We start from the raw sequence: 14327 nt of genomic DNA on the forward strand, positions 1-14327 counted from the left end.
TCTCGACAGTACGGGCCCGTGTCACCCCATGTACCCGTTTCAGCCCGATATGCCGCAGATCTCAGGTCGCACTGTACAGGGCGTTCGCCTCTGCCCGTTTGGCCCGCACGCCCCGCTCGACGAACCCGCGCGGCCGCTGCAGGGTGGCCAGTGCTGGGAAGGCCATGTCGCTGCCATCGGTGACATGCCAGTTGCTCCCCAGCTCCACCAGCGATCCGTGCTTGACGTCGTAGTAGCCGGAGCGGCCGCTCAGCGCGATCCCCCGTGCCCCGTGCATCGCCGCCACCAGGTGATGGTGGAAGCGGGTCGTGATCCACACCTGGTGCGGACCCGGGGCGAACTCACCTCGCCAGAACGAGGTGAACGGGACGAAGCCGTCCTCGGCCACCACATCGCGCAGTCGGTCGTACCCGGCGTAGTCCGCACCGGGCAGGGCCTCCACGTAGCGCACCCGCTCCCGGGGGATCCGTGAGGCGCGGATCATTCCCCGGGTCCAGTCCACGAACCGGTCGAACACACCCTCGTCCTGAGCGTCGGACTGCACACACACGACCAGCTCCACCTGGTGGTTGCCGATGGTGACGGCCGGGACGGCATCGAGCAGGAACGCGTCATCGACGCCCGGCTCTATGCCGAGCAGCTCGGCACTGGGCGCATCCCGGACCGAGATGTGGTCGAAGCCCTGGAGCTGCTCCGGGCCGGCCGGCATCAGTCCCTGGCCCGTGGCGATCAGGCGGGCACCGCTGATCCGGGCCGCCTCCCGCATCGCCCTGACCACGAGTGCGTTCTCCGTCCACAAGGAATTGACGAACCCACCGCCCAGCAGGTGCAGTGCTCCCGCCTCACGCAGACGGAGCAGGCCGGCGTCGTACAGCGGGGTCCCGAGGTTCGCCACGATGTCCTCGACCTCACGGCCGGAGCCGTGCAGGGAGTCGGCCATCGCCCGGTAGATCGCGTCGGTGACCCGGAGGCGCGGATGGTCGTCCGCGAACAGGGCACTCGCCGTGCCCGGGTGACGGCAGTCCAGCCACACCTCGTCGTCCGGACGGGTGCGGGCCAGATGACGCAGCCAGCGCCGCGCTATCAGCTCGTCCCCGTAGTTCGGGTAGGAGGCCATGGAGACGAGGTACAGGGGCCCCGGGAGCGGGCCGGCGGCAGTGGCGGACGACATGCCCGAATCCTAGCCGAACCGCAGGTCAGGCACGGCCGGTCTGCACCATCCAGCGCATCACGAACGTCGCCATCTGGTCGCGTTTGATGTTCGCGTACGGGCGGAAGGTGCCGTCGGCCCAACCGCGGGAGATCCCGGTCCTCGCGAGCCAGCCGATCTCCTTCGCGAAGATCACGTCGTCCCCGACGTCCTTGAACTGAGCGGAGTCCGCACGCGATGCCGCCGGCTCCCCGGCTGCGCGGTACAGGAACGCCGCCACCGAGTCGCGCTTGACCGGCTCCAGGGGCCGGAAGGTGCCGTCGGCCCAGCCCCGTGCGATCCCGGCCTCGTAGGCCCAGCACAGTTCCCGGTAGAACACGAATCCGGGATCGACGTCCCTGAAGGGCGAGTTGCGAGGGGCGGTGTACGCAGGAGAGCCCAGCGCACGGTAGATGAACACGATCATCGCATCGCGCAGGTTGTCGTTGTCCGGGCGGAAGGTGCGGTCGCCCCAGCCGGTGGTGATGCCGCGGGCCGCCAGGTCCTCGATCTCCAGGTAGAACACCCGGGCCGGCGCCACGTCCCGGAAGCTGGGGGTGACGAAACGGGCAGCGGACCCCTCCAGTGCAGCGGTCCCGTGCTGGAACGGCTGGATGGTGCGATCGCCATCCTTCGAGGCGTTGCGGACGGGGCGGCCCCAGGCTGATCGCCAGCTGCTCGCGAAGGGTGTGGCGTATCCGGTGGCGCCCCCGTTGCCCTCGCTGAGCACGAGGCCCTTGGACAGTTCGGTGGCCCAGTACTTGCCGTTCTGGTGGGCGCTGCGCACGACGGTTCCCAGGCTCGACTCGCCACCGGCGCGCTGGAACGCCGTCAGGTGCACGCGCCAGCCACGATCGATGTGCCGCTGGGCGTCGCCGCGGATGCGGTCGAACTGGCTGTAGAGGCGCGCTCCCGGGCACGCGGTGTAGTTGACGTCGCGGTGGCCCATCACGCGGGCCAGGGAGATCGGCTTGTCCGGGGTGAAACGGGTGCCGGTCCCGGGGGTCCAGGTGGCCTTGTCCCAGGCGCTGGTGTGGAAGGTGTTCAGCAGCTTCCAGCCGACGATCCTCGAGACGGCATCGCGTGCGGCCGCCGGCACGGTGGTGGAGGTGTAGTCGCCCAGCACCGAGATGCCGAAGGAGCTGGTGTTGAAGCCGAAGGCGTGGGCACCGATCACGTTGCGGTGCAGCCCGCCGCTGCGGCCCTCGAAGATGCGGCCGTACTTGTCGACCAGGATGTTGTACCCGGTGTCGGCCCAGCCCAGGGTGCGGGTGTGGTAGCTGTGGATACCGCGGACGATCTGCGCGGACTGGCTGGAGCTGTAGGAGTTGGTGCCGGCCGTGTGATGGATGATGACGGCCTTCAGCTGGCGCGAGGCCGAGGTGGACCGGGTGCTGGACTCGTCCGCACCCCAGGAGGCGCGGGTGATGTAGGTCGGCGCACCGGGCCCCAGCACGGGCGTGGCGGGATTGGTCGCCGTCGCAGAGGCCTGGGGGGTGATCTGACGGCTCTGCGGCTGCGTCGCGGTGGGGCCGCTGAGGTCCCCGACGGAGGCATCGGCGTCAAGGGGCGACGTGGTGACCACATGGGCCGTCACCTCGTCGGTGACGTCCATGCCATCGACCTCGGCGCGCATCTGCAGACCGGTGACGTTGCCCAGCCAGGCCAGCTCGGTGCCGGGTGCCCGGTCCCCGGTCTCCGGGTCCAGTGCGGTCTCCAGCTCGAACCACTCCGTCCAGGTCCCGTCCTCGAGGAGGCCGCGGGCGTGGACGAGGGGCTCGGCGGCGTCGGCCGACCAGGTCGCCCCGGCCATCGTCGCGAGATGGCCGGGCAGGTCACGGACCTGGAGCCCGTCCGCGTCCACGATCGGGGCATCGGACAGCGGCACGTCGACGATGCGGGTGTCGCCCCCGGTCACCGAGGGGTTGGCGGCGGCGGGCAGAGTCCCGGCGACGACCGCGACCACGGGCACGCCGACCGCCGTGGCAGCGAAGAGGGCGCGCCTGCTCAGCGGGCCTCCGGCGGCATCGCTGCGGGTGTCACGGGAGGAGGTGGGGAAGTGCCACTGCGGCATGGAAACGGCTCCGTCGATCGGGGGTGGGGAAGAGGGCCAGGTGCGCCCGGAGGCGCTCCGGGATCGCCGTCCGCGCCGTCCCGACCTGTCCGTCATGCCAATCTAGCCCACGGAGCGCAGGCATGTTCAGGGAGAGGGTGGCCGGGAGGCCAACTCTTGGTCAACTCCTCGAGGACCAGGCCGGCCCCGAGCACGGCCCTGTGCACTCGGCCACATGACGACGGCGGGCCACCGGATCTCTCCGATGGCCCGCCGTGGTGCGAGATCGGCCGTGGCCGACCTCAGGGGGTCACTTCTGCTCGGACTCCGAGGCGGTGCCCTCAGCGCCCTCGACGGGCTCGTCGCTGGAGGGGGTGGTGCCCGCGGTCTCGTCGGAGGCGGTGGCCTCCTCGACCTTGGTGTCCTCGGCCTTGGTGTCCTCGGTGCGAACGGCGTTCTTGGCGGCGCCCTCGGCCTCCTTCACCACGGCCTGCTTGGGCGAGTAAGCCTCCTGGACCAGCTCGATCACGGCCATGGGGGCGTTGTCGCCCTTGCGCGGGCCGATCTTGGTGATGCGGGTGTAGCCACCGGGACGCTCGGAGAAGGTCGGGGCGATCTCCTCGAACAGGGTGTACACCACGCCCTTGTCGCGGATGGTGCGCATCACGCGACGACGGGCGGCCAGGTCGCCCTTCTTGGCGAAGGTCACCAGGCGCTCCGCGTACGGGCGCAGGCGCTTGGCACGGGACTCGGTGGTGGTGATGGCCTTGTGGCGGAACAGCTCGGTGGCCAGGTTGGCGAGGATCATCCGCTCGTGTGCGGGCGAACCCCCGAGGCGCGCTCCCTTGGTGGGTGCAGGCATGGTCGTTCTCCTAGAAAAAGATGAGGGTCAGTACTGGTCGCCGAAGTCGTCGGAGTAGGAGTCCAGAGCGGACGGGTCGAACCCGGCCGGGGAATCCTTCAGCGACAGGCCGAGCTCGGCCAGCTTCGCCTTGACCTCGTCGATGGACTTCTGCCCGAAGTTGCGGATGTCGAGCAGATCGGCCTCGGAGCGAGCGGTCAGCTCGCCGACCGTGTGCACACCCTCGCGCATGAGGCAGTTGTACGACCGCACCGTGAGGTTGAGGTCGTTGATCGGCAGGGCGAGGTCCGCGGCCATGGCCTGATCGGTGGGCGAGGGGCCGATCTCGATGCCCTCCGCCTCCTGGTTCAGCTCATGGGCCAGGCCGAACAGCTCCACCAGGGTCTTGCCGGCCGAGGCCACGGCATCGCGGGGGGAGATGGCGGGCTTGGTCTCGACGTCGACGATCAGGCGGTCGAAGTCGGTGCGCTGCTCGACACGGGTGGCCTCGACCTTGTAGGTCACCTTGAGCACCGGGGAGTAGATCGAGTCGATCGGCACGCGACCGATCTCGCCGTCCACCGACTTGTTCTGCGAGGCGGAGACGTAGCCGCGACCGCGCTCGACGATCAGCTCGATCTCCAGGCGGCCCTTGTCGTTCAGGGTCGCGATGTGCAACTCGGGGTTGTGGATCTCCACGCCTGCCGGAGGGGTGATGTCGGCGGCGGTCACGCTGCCCTCACCCTCCTTGCGCAGGTACATCACGACGGGCTCGTCGTTCTCCGAGGAGACGACGAGGTTCTTGATGTTCAGGATGATCTCGGTGACGTCTTCCTTGATCCCGGGGACGGTGCTGAACTCGTGCAGCACGCCGTCGATGCGGATCGAGGTGACCGCGGCACCGGGGATGGAGGACAGCAGGGTGCGACGCAGGGAGTTGCCGAGCGTGTACCCGAAGCCGGGCTCGAGCGGCTCGATCACGAACCGGGAGCGGTTGTCCGACACGACCTCTTCGGTCAGCGTGGGGCGCTGTGCAATGAGCACTGTGTGTCCTTTCGGCGAGCGTCCGCCATATGACGCTCAAAAGGGGGCGGGGGCGAGGTGGGTGGTCCAGCGTGCGAGGCGCGGCGGCACGGGCCGACGACCGCGCGGGGTGGGACTCCGGCGTGCGGTCGCGCAGGGGCGACCGCCACGGTGCGGGGTCTCAGACGCGGCGGCGCTTCGGCGGGCGGGTGCCGTTGTGCGGCTGCGGGGTGACGTCCTGGATCGAACCCACCTCGAGGCCGGTCGCGGTGAGCGAGCGGATCGCGGTCTCTCGGCCGGAGCCGGGGCCCTTCACGAACACGTCGACCTTCTTCAGGCCGTGCTCCTGCGCCCGGCGCGCGGCGGCCTCGGCGGCCATCTGCGCGGCGTACGGGGTGGACTTGCGCGAGCCCTTGAAGCCGACCTGGCCGGCGGAGGCCCAGGCGATCACAGCGCCGGTGGGGTCGGTGATGGAGACGATCGTGTTGTTGAACGTGCTCTTGATGTGAGCGTGTCCGTTGACGACGTTCTTCTTGTCCTTGCGGCGCGGCTTGCGCGACGCGGTACGGGTCTTGGTTGCCATGAGGCGGAACTCCTCGTTCGGGTTCAGATGATCTGTGCGCCGGATACCTCAGCGGCGCGGAAAGACTGCTGGTGTCGGTGCGGGCCGGACACGCTGGAGCCGGGGCGGATGCCCTGGATCAGCGGGCCTTCTTCTTGCCCGCGACGGTGCGCTTGGGGCCCTTGCGGGTACGGGCGTTGGTCTTGGTGCGCTGACCGCGCACCGGCAGGCCGCGGCGGTGACGCAGACCCTCGTAGCTGCCGATCTCGACCTTGCGGCGGATGTCGGCGGCCACCTCGCGGCGCAGATCGCCCTCGATCCGGTAGTTCGCCTCGATGTGATCGCGCAGCTGGACGAGCTCCTCGTCGGTCAGCTCGCGCACTCGCTTGTCGCCGGAGACGCCGGTCGCGGCCAGGGTCTCCAGGGCGCGGGTGCGTCCCACGCCGAAGATGTACGTCAGGGCGACCTCGAGGCGCTTCTCGCGCGGGAGGTCGACTCCAACCAGACGTGCCATGTGCAGTTCTCTCCTACTGTTCCGGAGGCCTGATCCGACACCTCGCCCGGGTTCTGCCCCATGGCGCCGCAGCCTCCGACTGCGGGTGGCCGGTCCTGGACCGGTGGTGTCGACTCTTCTGTTGTGTGCCCGGTTGCCCGGGCGTGCCCCGAGGGGCTGCCGCATCGCGGCTGTCACGGCAGGAGCCGGACGAACGGATGGCTCCGTTCAGCCCTGGCGCTGCTTGTGACGGGGGTTCGAGCAGATGACCATGACGCGCGAGTGGCGACGGATCACCTTGCAGTTGTCACAGATCGGCTTGACGCTCGGCTTGACCTTCATAGCTTCCTTCTCCCGGGACGAATCACTTGTAGCGGTAGACGATGCGGCCCCGGTCGAGGTCATAGGGGCTCAGCTCGACGACCACGCGGTCCTCGGGAAGGATGCGGATGTAGTGCTGGCGCATCTTCCCGGAGATGTGCGCGAGCACCTTGTGCCCGTTGTCGAGCTCGACGCGGAAACGCGCGTTCGCGAGCGCCTCCGTGACCGTGCCCTCGACCTCGATCACGCCGTCCTTCTTGGCCATGCCTCCCCAATCTCTCGCACCGCCTCGACGGCGACCGAGTTCCGCATTCCTGGAACGCACACCTCGGACACGCTGGGCGAGTACGGTGGTCTGCGATGGTGCACTTCCCTGCTGCACGCGGGCACGGGAACCCTTGCGACCGGGTCGCTCAGGATCTGCAAGCCATCTGCAGCCGTCTCCCACGTGCGCTCACACGGAGCACACCCGATCGACCAGCCTACACGGCGGCGCGCGGATGAGCGAGGGGGTAGCGGGATGACCCCGGTCACGCAAGGCGTCCGTGCAACTCAGGCCACGTGGATCTCAGCGGGTCAGCGGATCCGGTGCGATCGTCACGCCGAGTGCGGCGAGCTCCTCGCGGCCGCCGTCGGCCGCGGTGAGCACCAGGATCCCCTCGGAGGTGACCGCCACGGAGTGCTCCCAATGGGCGGAGCGACCGCCGCCGGTGGCGCGCACGGTCCAGTCGTCGTCCTCCAGCACCCAGTCGCCGGGGCCCTGGATGAGAATCGGCTCGATCGCCAGGCACATGCCGGGCCGCACCTTCGGGCCGCGCGAGCGGGTGCGGTAGTTCATCACGTCCGGCGGCTGGTGCATGGCCGTGCCGATGCCGTGCCCGCCGAAGTCCTCGAGGTGGGAGAGGGTCTCGCCCGCCTCCGCAGCCACGAAGTCCTCGATCGCCTCGCCGATCTCCCCCACCCTCTGGGCGGTGGCGAGGGCGGCGATGCCGGCCCAAAGGGCCTGGCGGGTGATGCGCACCAGGTCCACGTCGGCCTCGCGGCGAGGGGTGCCCACGATGTGGGTGCGGGCGGCATCGGAGTGCCATCCCTCGATGATCAGCCCGGCGTCGATGGAGACCACATCGCCCTCGGCGAGCACCTGGTCCCCGGGGATGCCGTGCACCACCACGTCGTTGACGCTGATGCACAGCGAGGCCGGGAAGCCGTGGTAGCCGAGGAAGTTGGGGGTGGCGCCGTGCTCGCGGATCATCGCCTCGGCGAGCGTGTCCAGCTCACCGGTGGTGATGCCGGGGCGGATCTGCTCGCCGAGCATGTCGTGCACCTGCGACAGCAGCATCCCGCTGCGCCGCATCACGGCGATCTGCTCGGGTGTCTTCAGCTCCACCCGTTCCCGGCGCAGCACGCTCATCGTGCGTCGGGCGCTCCCAGCGCTGCCAGCAGTGCGGCGGTGACATCGTCGATCGAGGCCATGCCGTCAACGCGGCGCACCAGCCCGCGCTTCTCGTACACGTCGACCAGGGGGGCCGTCTGCTCGGCGTACACCTCGAGACGGCGGCGGATGGTCTCCTCGGTGTCGTCGCTGCGGCCCTGCTCGGCACCACGGGCCACCAGGCGCTGCACCACGGCGTCACTGTCCACCTCGAGCAGCAGAACCGCGTCCAGGGAGGCACCGAGGTCGGCGAGCACCGCGTCCAGGGCGTCCACCTGGTCCAGGGTGCGGGGGTAGCCGTCCAGCAGGAAGCCCCCGGTGGCGTCGTCCTCGGCCAGTCTCGAGCGCACCATGTCGTTGGTGACGGAGTCCGGCACGTACTCGCCCTTGTCCATGTACGACTTGGCGAGCACGCCGAGCTCGGTCTGCTGGGAGACGTTGGCTCGGAAGATGTCCCCGGTGGAGATGGCGGGGATCGCCAGGGCCTCGGCGATGCGGGTCGCCTGGGTGCCCTTGCCGGCACCGGGCGGGCCCACGATCAGCAGGCGGCGGGCTGCCGGCGCATCGGCCGACGGGGTCTGTGCGGGGGTGGTCACCGGAGGATCCCTTCGTAGTGGTGCTGCTGGAGCTTCGCGTCGATCTGCTTCACGGTGTCCAGACCCACGCCGATGATGATCAGCAGTGAGGCGCCGCCGAGCGGGAAGTCCTGCGAAGCGCCCAGGTACACCAGGGCGAACAGCGGGATCAGGGAGATCACCGCGAGGTAGATGGCACCGGCGGTCTGGATCCGGTTGATCACGTAGGTGAGGTAGCGCTCGGTGGGCTTGCCGGCGCGCACGTTGGGCACGAAGCCGCCGTACTTCTTCATGTTGTCGGCGATCTCCTCGGCGTTGAACGTGATGGACACGTAGAAGAACGCGAAGAAGATGATCAGGCCCACGTACACCAGGGCGTAGATCCAGGAGAAGGAGAAGCCCATGATCAGGTGCTCGTTGATCCACTGGACCCACTGCGCGTTCGGGTCACCGAAGGAGGCGGCCATCTGCGGCAGCGCCAGGATCGAGGCGGCGAAGATGACAGGGATGACGCCGGCCTGGTTGACCTTGATCGGGATGTAGGTGGAGGTGCCGCCGTACATGCGGCGACCCACCATGCGCTTGGCGTACTGCACGGGGATGCGGCGCTGGGACTGCTCCACGAACACCACGCCGATCATCACGATCAGCGACACCAGGATCACCAGCGAGAAGGTCAGCCAGCCCTGGGTGGCGTAGATCTGGCCCATGGCGGCGGGGAAGGCCGCGGCGATGGACACGAAGATCATCAGGCTCATGCCGTTGCCGATGCCTCGCTCGGTGATCATCTCGCCCATCCACATGATCAGCACGGTGCCCACCGTCATGGTGAGGACCATCAGGAGCAGGGTGGGGATGGACTGGTCGGGCACCAGCTCCAGGGCGCAGCCCACGAAGAAGTTCCCGGAGCGCACCAGGGTGATGATGGTGGTGGACTGCAGGACCGCCAGGCCGATGGTGAGGTACCGGGTGTACTGGGTCAGCTTGGCGGTGCCGGCCTGGCCCTCCTTGTGCAGGGCCTCGAAGCGGGGGATCACCACGCGCAGCAGCTGCACGATGATCGAAGCGGTGATGTAGGGCATCACGCCGAGCGAGAAGATCGACAGCTGCATCAGCGCACCGCCGGAGAACATGTTGACCATGCCCATCACGCTGGCGCCCTGGCCGGTCATCGACTGATCGGCACAGATCATCACGTTGGTGTACTCGAACCCCGGTGTGGGGACGAACACCCCGAGCCGGTAGATCGCGATCAGGCCGAGGGTGAAGAGAATCTTCGCCCTCAGCTCGGGGGTGCGCAGAGCGCGCACGAACGAGTTCACCAGTTTCCTCCTGGAGGTCCGGGGAGGCGGACCGTGCGGTCCCGCCCGTCCTCTGCCTGTCACAGCGCCGGTGGCGCCTGCCGGCGTGCGGACCGACCCCGACGAAATGGAGACGGGGCACCGCGGCACAGGCTATTCTGCGCCGCGGTGCCCCGTCAAAAGAGACTCACGCGGTGGTGGCGGACCCACCCGCCGCGGTGATCTTCTGCTCCGCCGAGGCGGAGAACTTCTGGGCGGTGATGTCGAGCTTCACGCTGATGTCACCGGTGCCCAGCACCTTGACGGGCTGGTTCTTGCGCACGGCGCCCTTGGCGACGAGGTCCTCGACCGTGACAGTGCCGCCCTCGGGGAACAGCTCCTGCAGGGCCGACAGGTTCACGACCTGGTACTCGACGCGGAAGGGGTTGGTGAAGCCGCGCAGCTTCGGCAGACGCATGTGGAGCGGCATCTGGCCACCCTCGAAGCGTGCCGGCACCTGGTAGCGGGCCTTGGTGCCCTTGGTGCCACGGCCTGCGGTCTTGCCCTTGGAGCCCTCACCACGGCCGACGCGGGTGCGCGCGGTCTTGGAACCGGGCGCGGGGCGCAGGTCATGGAGCTTCAGCGGGTTCTCGGGAGTGTTGGTCATAGTCAGTCCACCTCTTCGACCGTCACCAGGTGGGTGACGGCGCGGATCATGCCGCGGATCTCAGGGCGGTCCTCCTTCACCACGGTGTCACCGATGCGCTTGAGGCCGAGGCCGCGCAGGGTGGACCGCTGGGACTGGGTACCGCCGATTTCGGAACGGACCTGGGTCACCTTCAGCTGCATCACGCACCCACCTTCTCGGCGCGGGCCGCGGCGCGACCCTCTGCCTGGGCACGCAGCAGGGCCGCCGGGGCGACCTCCTCGACGGACAGACCGCGACGAGCGGCCACCGCCTCGGGCTCCTCGAGCTGCTTCAGGGCATCGACGGTGGCCCGCACGATGTTGATGGCGTTGGTCGAGCCGAGCGACTTGGACAGCACGTCCTGGATGCCGGCGCACTCGAGCACGGCGCGGACGGGACCGCCCGCAATCACGCCGGTACCCGGAGCGGCGGGGCGCAGCAGGACGATGCCTGCGGCGTCCTCACCCTGGACCGGGTGCACGACGGTGCCCTGGATGCGGGGGACGCGGAAGAAGTTCTTCTTCGCCTCCTCGACACCCTTGGAGATCGCTGCCGGCACCTCCTTGGCCTTGCCGTAGCCGACACCGACCGTGCCGTCACCGTCACCCACGACCACCAGGGCCGTGAAGGAGAAGCGCCGGCCGCCCTTGACGACCTTGGAGACGCGGTTGATGCTCACCACGCGCTCGAGGAACGCCGACTTCTCGGCGTCCTGGCCGCGACCGCGGCCCTCACCGCGACGGCCGCCGCGATCGTCGCGGCGCCCTCCGCGCTGGTTGTCGGAGCCCGACTCGGTGCCGGTTCCGGTGTTCCCGCCCCGTCGGCCGGAGGCCGCGGGACCGTTGCTTCGCTGCTGTGCAGCCATGTTCAGATCCTCTTCTCGTCCTGTGTCCGGGGGGCGATCACAGCGCCAGGCCGGCCTCGCGCGCGCCGTCGGCGACGGCGGCCACGCGACCGTGGTACTTGTTGCCGCCGCGGTCGAACACGACGGACTCGATGCCCGCGGCCTTCGCCCGCTCGGCGACCAGGGCACCGACGGTGCGGGCCTTGTCCGACTTGGTGGCGGTGGCGCCGCGCAGGTCGGCCTCCATGGTGGAGGCAGATGCCAGGGTGCGGCCCAGGGAGTCGTCGACGACCTGGACGAACATGTGGCGCTGCGAGCGGGTGACGACCAGGCGAGGACGCTCGGCCGTGCCCACGACGCGGCGACGCACGCGCAGGTGGCGGCGACCGCGGCTGCGCAGCTTGCTGCCGCGCGAACCCTTGGTGTGCTTGAGTGCGTAACCCATGATCACTTACCAGCCTTTCCGGCCTTGCGCAGCACGACCTCGTCCGCGTAGCGCACGCCCTTGCCCTTGTATGGCTCGGGCTTGCGGATCTTGCGGATGTTCGCTGCGACCTCGCCCACCTGCTGCTTGCTGATGCCGTTGACCGAGAACTTGGTCGGCGACTCGACGGCGAAGGTGATGCCCTCGGGGGCCTTCACCACCACGGGGTGGGAGAAGCCGAGCGCGAACTCGAGGTCCGTGCCCTTCGCGGTCACGCGGTAACCGGTGCCCACGATCTCCAGCTTCTTGGTGTAGCCCTCGGTCACGCCGAGGACCATGTTGTTGATGAGCGTGCGGGTCAGGCCGTGCAGGGCCTTGCTCTCGCGCTCGTCGTCGGGGCGGTTCACCACGATGCTGCCGTCCTCGCCGCGCTCGGCGGTGATGGGGGCAGGGATCTCGTGCTGCAGCTCGCCCTTGGGACCGGTCACAGTGACCAGGTTCCCCTCGATGCTCACGTTCTTGACAGTGGCCGGTACTGCGACCGGCAGGCGTCCGATGCGGGACATTGTGGTTCTCCTCCCCCGCTCACCAGATGTAGGCGAGGACTTCCCCACCCACACCCTTCTTGGCAGCCTGCTTGTCGGTCAGCAGACCGGAGGACGTGGACAGGATCGCCACGCCCAGGCCTCCCAGGACCTTGGGCAGGTTGGTGGACTTCGCGTACACGCGCAGGCCCGGCTTCGAGATACGACGCACGCCAGAGATGGCGCGCTCCCGGCTGTCGGAGTACTTGAGCACGAGGATCAGGTTCTTGCCCACCTCGGCGTCTTCCTCGCGCCAGTCGACGATGTATCCCTCGGTCTTCAGGATGTCGGCGATACGGCTCTTCAACTTCGAATACGGCATGGACACGGTCTCGTGGTACGCCCCGGAGGCGTTACGGATCCGCGTCAGCATGTCCGCGATCGGGTCGGTCATGGTCATGTCGTCTGCTTCTTCCTCACCTGGTTTCCTCCAGCTGTGCCGGAGGACCTATGGCGATAGTGCTTACCAGCTGCTCTTGGTGACGCCGGGCAGCTCGCCGCGGTGGGCCATCTCGCGAAGGCACACACGGCACAACCCGAACTTGCGGTACACGGAGTGCGGACGCCCGCAGCGCTGGCACCGGGTGTAGGCGCGCACCGCGAACTTCGGCTTGCGCTCCGACTTCTTGATCAGGGCGGTCTTCGCCATATCAGTTCTCCTTGAAGGGGAAGCCGAGCAGCTTGAGCAGCGCGCGTCCCTCGTCGTCGGTCTTCGCGGTGGTGACGACCGTGATGTCCATGCCGCGGACGCGGTCGATGCGGTCCTGGTCGATCTCGTGGAACATGACCTGCTCGGTGAGACCGAAGGTGTAGTTGCCGTTGCCGTCGAAGTGCTTCGGGGACAGGCCACGGAAGTCACGGATACGGGGCAGGGCGGTGGACAGCAGGCGGTCCAGGAACTCCCACATGCGGTCGCCGCGCAGCGTGACGTGCGCGCCGATCGGCATGCCCTCACGCAGCTTGAACTGCGCGATGGACTTGCGGGCCTTGGTGACCTGCGGCTTCTGGCCGGTGATGGCGGCCAGGTCCTTGATGGCACCGTCGATGACCTTGGAGTCGCGAGCGGCGTCGCCGACGCCCATGTTCACGACGATCTTGGTCAGGCCCGGCACCAGCATCACGTTCTGGTAGCCGAACTGCTCGGTGAGCTGACCCTTGATGGTCTCGCGGTACTGGGTCTTCAGACGCGGGGTGGGCGCCTGGGTGGCAGTCTCAGTCATCAGATGTCCTTCCCGGAGCGCTTGGAGAACCGCACGCGGGTCTGCTTGCTCCGGCCGTTCTCGAGCTCGATGGTCTCGACGCGGAAGCCGACCTTGGTGGGCTTGTTGTCCTCCGGGTCGACCAGGGCCACGTTGGAGACGTGGATGGGGGCCTCGCGCTGCTCGATGCCGCCTGCACCGCCGGCCTGCGTGGGACGCAGGTGGTGGGTACGACGGTTGACACCCTCGACGAGCACGCGCTCGGTCTCCGGGAACACCTGCAGGACGCGGCCCTGCTTGCCCTTGTCGCCGGCCTTCAGGCCACGAGAGGCGGCCTTGTCGGCGTCACTCGTGCGGCCGGTGATGACCTGGACGAGGTCGCCCTTCTTGATCTTCATCTTTGCCATGTCACAGCACCTCCGGCGCCAGCGAGATGATCTTCATGAACCGCTTGTCGCGAAGCTCGCGACCGACGGGACCGAAGATGCGGGTTCCGCGGGGCTCACCGTCGGTCTTGAGGATGACCGCGGCGTTCTCGTCGAAACGGATGTAGGAACCGTCGCTGCGGCGACGCTCCTTGGTGGTACGCACGACGACCGCCTTGACGACGTCGCCCTTCTTCACATTGCCACCGGGGATGGCGTCCTTGACGGTGGCCACGATGGTGTCGCCGATGCCGGCGTAACGGCGACCGGAGCCACCGAGAACGCGGATGCAGAGGATTTCCTTGGCACCCGTGTTGTCGGCGACCTTGAGTCGCGACTCCTGCTGAATCACTCCGTACTCCTGTCGTCTCGCCGGTTCTCGCTCCCCCGCACT

The 14327-nt window shown here is 68.5% G+C and carries 21 protein-coding genes; all 21 read right to left on the reverse strand.

Features of this window, described 5'->3' with window-relative positions; translation table 11 throughout:
* Positions 1–61 precede the first annotated feature (61 nt).
* Entirely contained in the window at positions 62–1171 is a 1110-nt protein-coding gene (locus JOD52_RS12150; protein ID WP_204410244.1) for a polysaccharide pyruvyl transferase family protein, read from the reverse strand.
* Between the two features lie 25 nt (positions 1172–1196).
* Positions 1197–3263, reverse strand: a complete 2067-nt coding sequence (locus tag JOD52_RS12155) for an S-layer homology domain-containing protein (protein ID WP_204410246.1) — start codon at positions 3261–3263, stop codon at positions 1197–1199.
* Positions 3264–3552: 289 nt separating this feature from the next.
* The gene (gene rplQ / locus JOD52_RS12160; protein WP_204410248.1) at positions 3553–4104 is read right to left on the reverse strand and encodes a 50S ribosomal protein L17; all 552 of its coding nucleotides are present in this window, start codon (positions 4102–4104) and stop codon (positions 3553–3555) included.
* 27 nt (positions 4105–4131) lie between these two features.
* Positions 4132–5127, reverse strand: a complete 996-nt coding sequence (locus JOD52_RS12165) for a DNA-directed RNA polymerase subunit alpha (RefSeq protein WP_204410250.1) — start codon at positions 5125–5127, stop codon at positions 4132–4134.
* A gap of 160 nt (positions 5128–5287) precedes the next feature.
* Entirely contained in the window at positions 5288–5689 is a 402-nt protein-coding gene (rpsK, locus tag JOD52_RS12170) for a 30S ribosomal protein S11 (RefSeq protein ID WP_017824544.1), read from the reverse strand.
* A gap of 118 nt (positions 5690–5807) precedes the next feature.
* On the reverse strand, positions 5808–6182 hold the full coding sequence (gene rpsM, locus JOD52_RS12175) for a 30S ribosomal protein S13 (protein WP_017824543.1): 375 nt from the start codon (positions 6180–6182) through the stop codon (positions 5808–5810).
* A gap of 207 nt (positions 6183–6389) precedes the next feature.
* Positions 6390–6503, reverse strand: a complete 114-nt coding sequence (gene rpmJ / locus JOD52_RS12180; protein ID WP_010532506.1) for a 50S ribosomal protein L36 — start codon at positions 6501–6503, stop codon at positions 6390–6392.
* 22 nt (positions 6504–6525) lie between these two features.
* Positions 6526–6747: a translation initiation factor IF-1 gene (infA, locus tag JOD52_RS12185; protein WP_010532507.1), complete on the reverse strand. Its 222-nt coding sequence runs from the start codon at positions 6745–6747 to the stop codon at positions 6526–6528.
* A gap of 303 nt (positions 6748–7050) precedes the next feature.
* Positions 7051–7893, reverse strand: coding sequence for a type I methionyl aminopeptidase (gene map, locus JOD52_RS12190; RefSeq protein WP_017824542.1), 843 nt, complete (start codon positions 7891–7893; stop codon positions 7051–7053).
* Positions 7890–8510 carry an adenylate kinase gene (locus JOD52_RS12195; RefSeq protein WP_017824541.1) on the reverse strand — a complete coding sequence of 207 codons (621 nt, stop codon included), beginning with the start codon at positions 8508–8510 and terminating at the stop codon, positions 7890–7892. The genes map and JOD52_RS12195 overlap by 4 nt, the downstream gene beginning before the upstream one ends.
* Positions 8507–9811: a preprotein translocase subunit SecY gene (gene secY, locus JOD52_RS12200; protein ID WP_017824540.1), complete on the reverse strand. Its 1305-nt coding sequence runs from the start codon at positions 9809–9811 to the stop codon at positions 8507–8509. Before secY ends, JOD52_RS12195 begins: the two co-directional genes overlap by 4 nt.
* Positions 9812–9977: 166 nt before the next feature.
* Positions 9978–10436 (reverse strand): 50S ribosomal protein L15, encoded by a 459-nt coding sequence (gene rplO / locus JOD52_RS12205; protein ID WP_239551887.1) that lies wholly within the window; start codon positions 10434–10436, stop codon positions 9978–9980.
* A gap of 2 nt (positions 10437–10438) precedes the next feature.
* Positions 10439–10621, reverse strand: a complete 183-nt coding sequence (rpmD, locus tag JOD52_RS12210) for a 50S ribosomal protein L30 (RefSeq protein WP_017824538.1) — start codon at positions 10619–10621, stop codon at positions 10439–10441.
* Entirely contained in the window at positions 10618–11322 is a 705-nt protein-coding gene (gene rpsE, locus JOD52_RS12215) for a 30S ribosomal protein S5 (protein ID WP_017824537.1), read from the reverse strand. Before rpsE ends, rpmD begins: the two co-directional genes overlap by 4 nt.
* Positions 11323–11359: 37 nt before the next feature.
* Complete coding sequence (gene rplR, locus JOD52_RS12220) at positions 11360–11746, reverse strand: 50S ribosomal protein L18 (RefSeq protein WP_204410252.1); 387 nt, start codon at positions 11744–11746, stop codon at positions 11360–11362.
* Positions 11747–11748: 2 nt separating this feature from the next.
* Complete coding sequence (rplF, locus tag JOD52_RS12225; protein WP_017824535.1) at positions 11749–12291, reverse strand: 50S ribosomal protein L6; 543 nt, start codon at positions 12289–12291, stop codon at positions 11749–11751.
* A 19-nt stretch (positions 12292–12310) separates the two neighbouring features.
* Complete coding sequence (gene rpsH / locus JOD52_RS12230) at positions 12311–12709, reverse strand: 30S ribosomal protein S8 (protein ID WP_017824534.1); 399 nt, start codon at positions 12707–12709, stop codon at positions 12311–12313.
* A 63-nt stretch (positions 12710–12772) separates the two neighbouring features.
* Positions 12773–12958: a type Z 30S ribosomal protein S14 gene (locus JOD52_RS12235; protein ID WP_010550318.1), complete on the reverse strand. Its 186-nt coding sequence runs from the start codon at positions 12956–12958 to the stop codon at positions 12773–12775.
* Position 12959: 1 nt separating this feature from the next.
* A complete protein-coding gene (gene rplE / locus JOD52_RS12240; protein WP_017824533.1) occupies positions 12960–13529 on the reverse strand; it encodes a 50S ribosomal protein L5 in 570 nt (189 codons plus the stop codon).
* On the reverse strand, positions 13529–13915 hold the full coding sequence (gene rplX / locus JOD52_RS12245; RefSeq protein WP_017824532.1) for a 50S ribosomal protein L24: 387 nt from the start codon (positions 13913–13915) through the stop codon (positions 13529–13531). The genes rplE and rplX overlap by 1 nt, the downstream gene beginning before the upstream one ends.
* A gap of 1 nt (position 13916) precedes the next feature.
* Complete coding sequence (gene rplN, locus JOD52_RS12250; RefSeq protein WP_017824531.1) at positions 13917–14285, reverse strand: 50S ribosomal protein L14; 369 nt, start codon at positions 14283–14285, stop codon at positions 13917–13919.
* Positions 14286–14327 lie beyond the last annotated feature (42 nt).

Origin of the sequence: Brachybacterium muris (assembly GCF_016907455.1) — a bacterium.
GTDB classification, from domain to species: domain Bacteria; phylum Actinomycetota; class Actinomycetes; order Actinomycetales; family Dermabacteraceae; genus Brachybacterium; species Brachybacterium muris.

What these genes read in the sequence shown, in the direction of transcription:
- rplO (WP_239551887.1), bottom strand. Translation starts at nt 10,436, where the DNA reads ATGACCAACACTCCCGAGAACCCGCTGAAGCTCCATGACCTGCGCCCC.
- rplF (WP_017824535.1), bottom strand. Translation starts at nt 12,291, where the DNA reads ATGTCCCGCATCGGACGCCTGCCGGTCGCAGTACCGGCCACTGTCAAG.
- rplX (WP_017824532.1), bottom strand. Translation starts at nt 13,915, where the DNA reads ATGGCAAAGATGAAGATCAAGAAGGGCGACCTCGTCCAGGTCATCACC.
- rpsE (WP_017824537.1), bottom strand. Translation starts at nt 11,322, where the DNA reads ATGGCTGCACAGCAGCGAAGCAACGGTCCCGCGGCCTCCGGCCGACGG.
- rplQ (WP_204410248.1), bottom strand. Translation starts at nt 4,104, where the DNA reads ATGCCTGCACCCACCAAGGGAGCGCGCCTCGGGGGTTCGCCCGCACAC.
- rpsH (WP_017824534.1), bottom strand. Translation starts at nt 12,709, where the DNA reads ATGACCATGACCGACCCGATCGCGGACATGCTGACGCGGATCCGTAAC.
- rpsK (WP_017824544.1), bottom strand. Translation starts at nt 5,689, where the DNA reads ATGGCAACCAAGACCCGTACCGCGTCGCGCAAGCCGCGCCGCAAGGAC.
- rpsM (WP_017824543.1), bottom strand. Translation starts at nt 6,182, where the DNA reads ATGGCACGTCTGGTTGGAGTCGACCTCCCGCGCGAGAAGCGCCTCGAG.
- rplR (WP_204410252.1), bottom strand. Translation starts at nt 11,746, where the DNA reads ATGGGTTACGCACTCAAGCACACCAAGGGTTCGCGCGGCAGCAAGCTG.
- map (WP_017824542.1), bottom strand. Translation starts at nt 7,893, where the DNA reads ATGAGCGTGCTGCGCCGGGAACGGGTGGAGCTGAAGACACCCGAGCAG.
- JOD52_RS12150 (WP_204410244.1), bottom strand. Translation starts at nt 1,171, where the DNA reads ATGTCGTCCGCCACTGCCGCCGGCCCGCTCCCGGGGCCCCTGTACCTC.
- JOD52_RS12235 (WP_010550318.1), bottom strand. Translation starts at nt 12,958, where the DNA reads ATGGCGAAGACCGCCCTGATCAAGAAGTCGGAGCGCAAGCCGAAGTTC.
- rpmJ (WP_010532506.1), bottom strand. Translation starts at nt 6,503, where the DNA reads ATGAAGGTCAAGCCGAGCGTCAAGCCGATCTGTGACAACTGCAAGGTG.
- rplE (WP_017824533.1), bottom strand. Translation starts at nt 13,529, where the DNA reads ATGACTGAGACTGCCACCCAGGCGCCCACCCCGCGTCTGAAGACCCAG.
- infA (WP_010532507.1), bottom strand. Translation starts at nt 6,747, where the DNA reads ATGGCCAAGAAGGACGGCGTGATCGAGGTCGAGGGCACGGTCACGGAG.
- JOD52_RS12155 (WP_204410246.1), bottom strand. Translation starts at nt 3,263, where the DNA reads ATGCCGCAGTGGCACTTCCCCACCTCCTCCCGTGACACCCGCAGCGAT.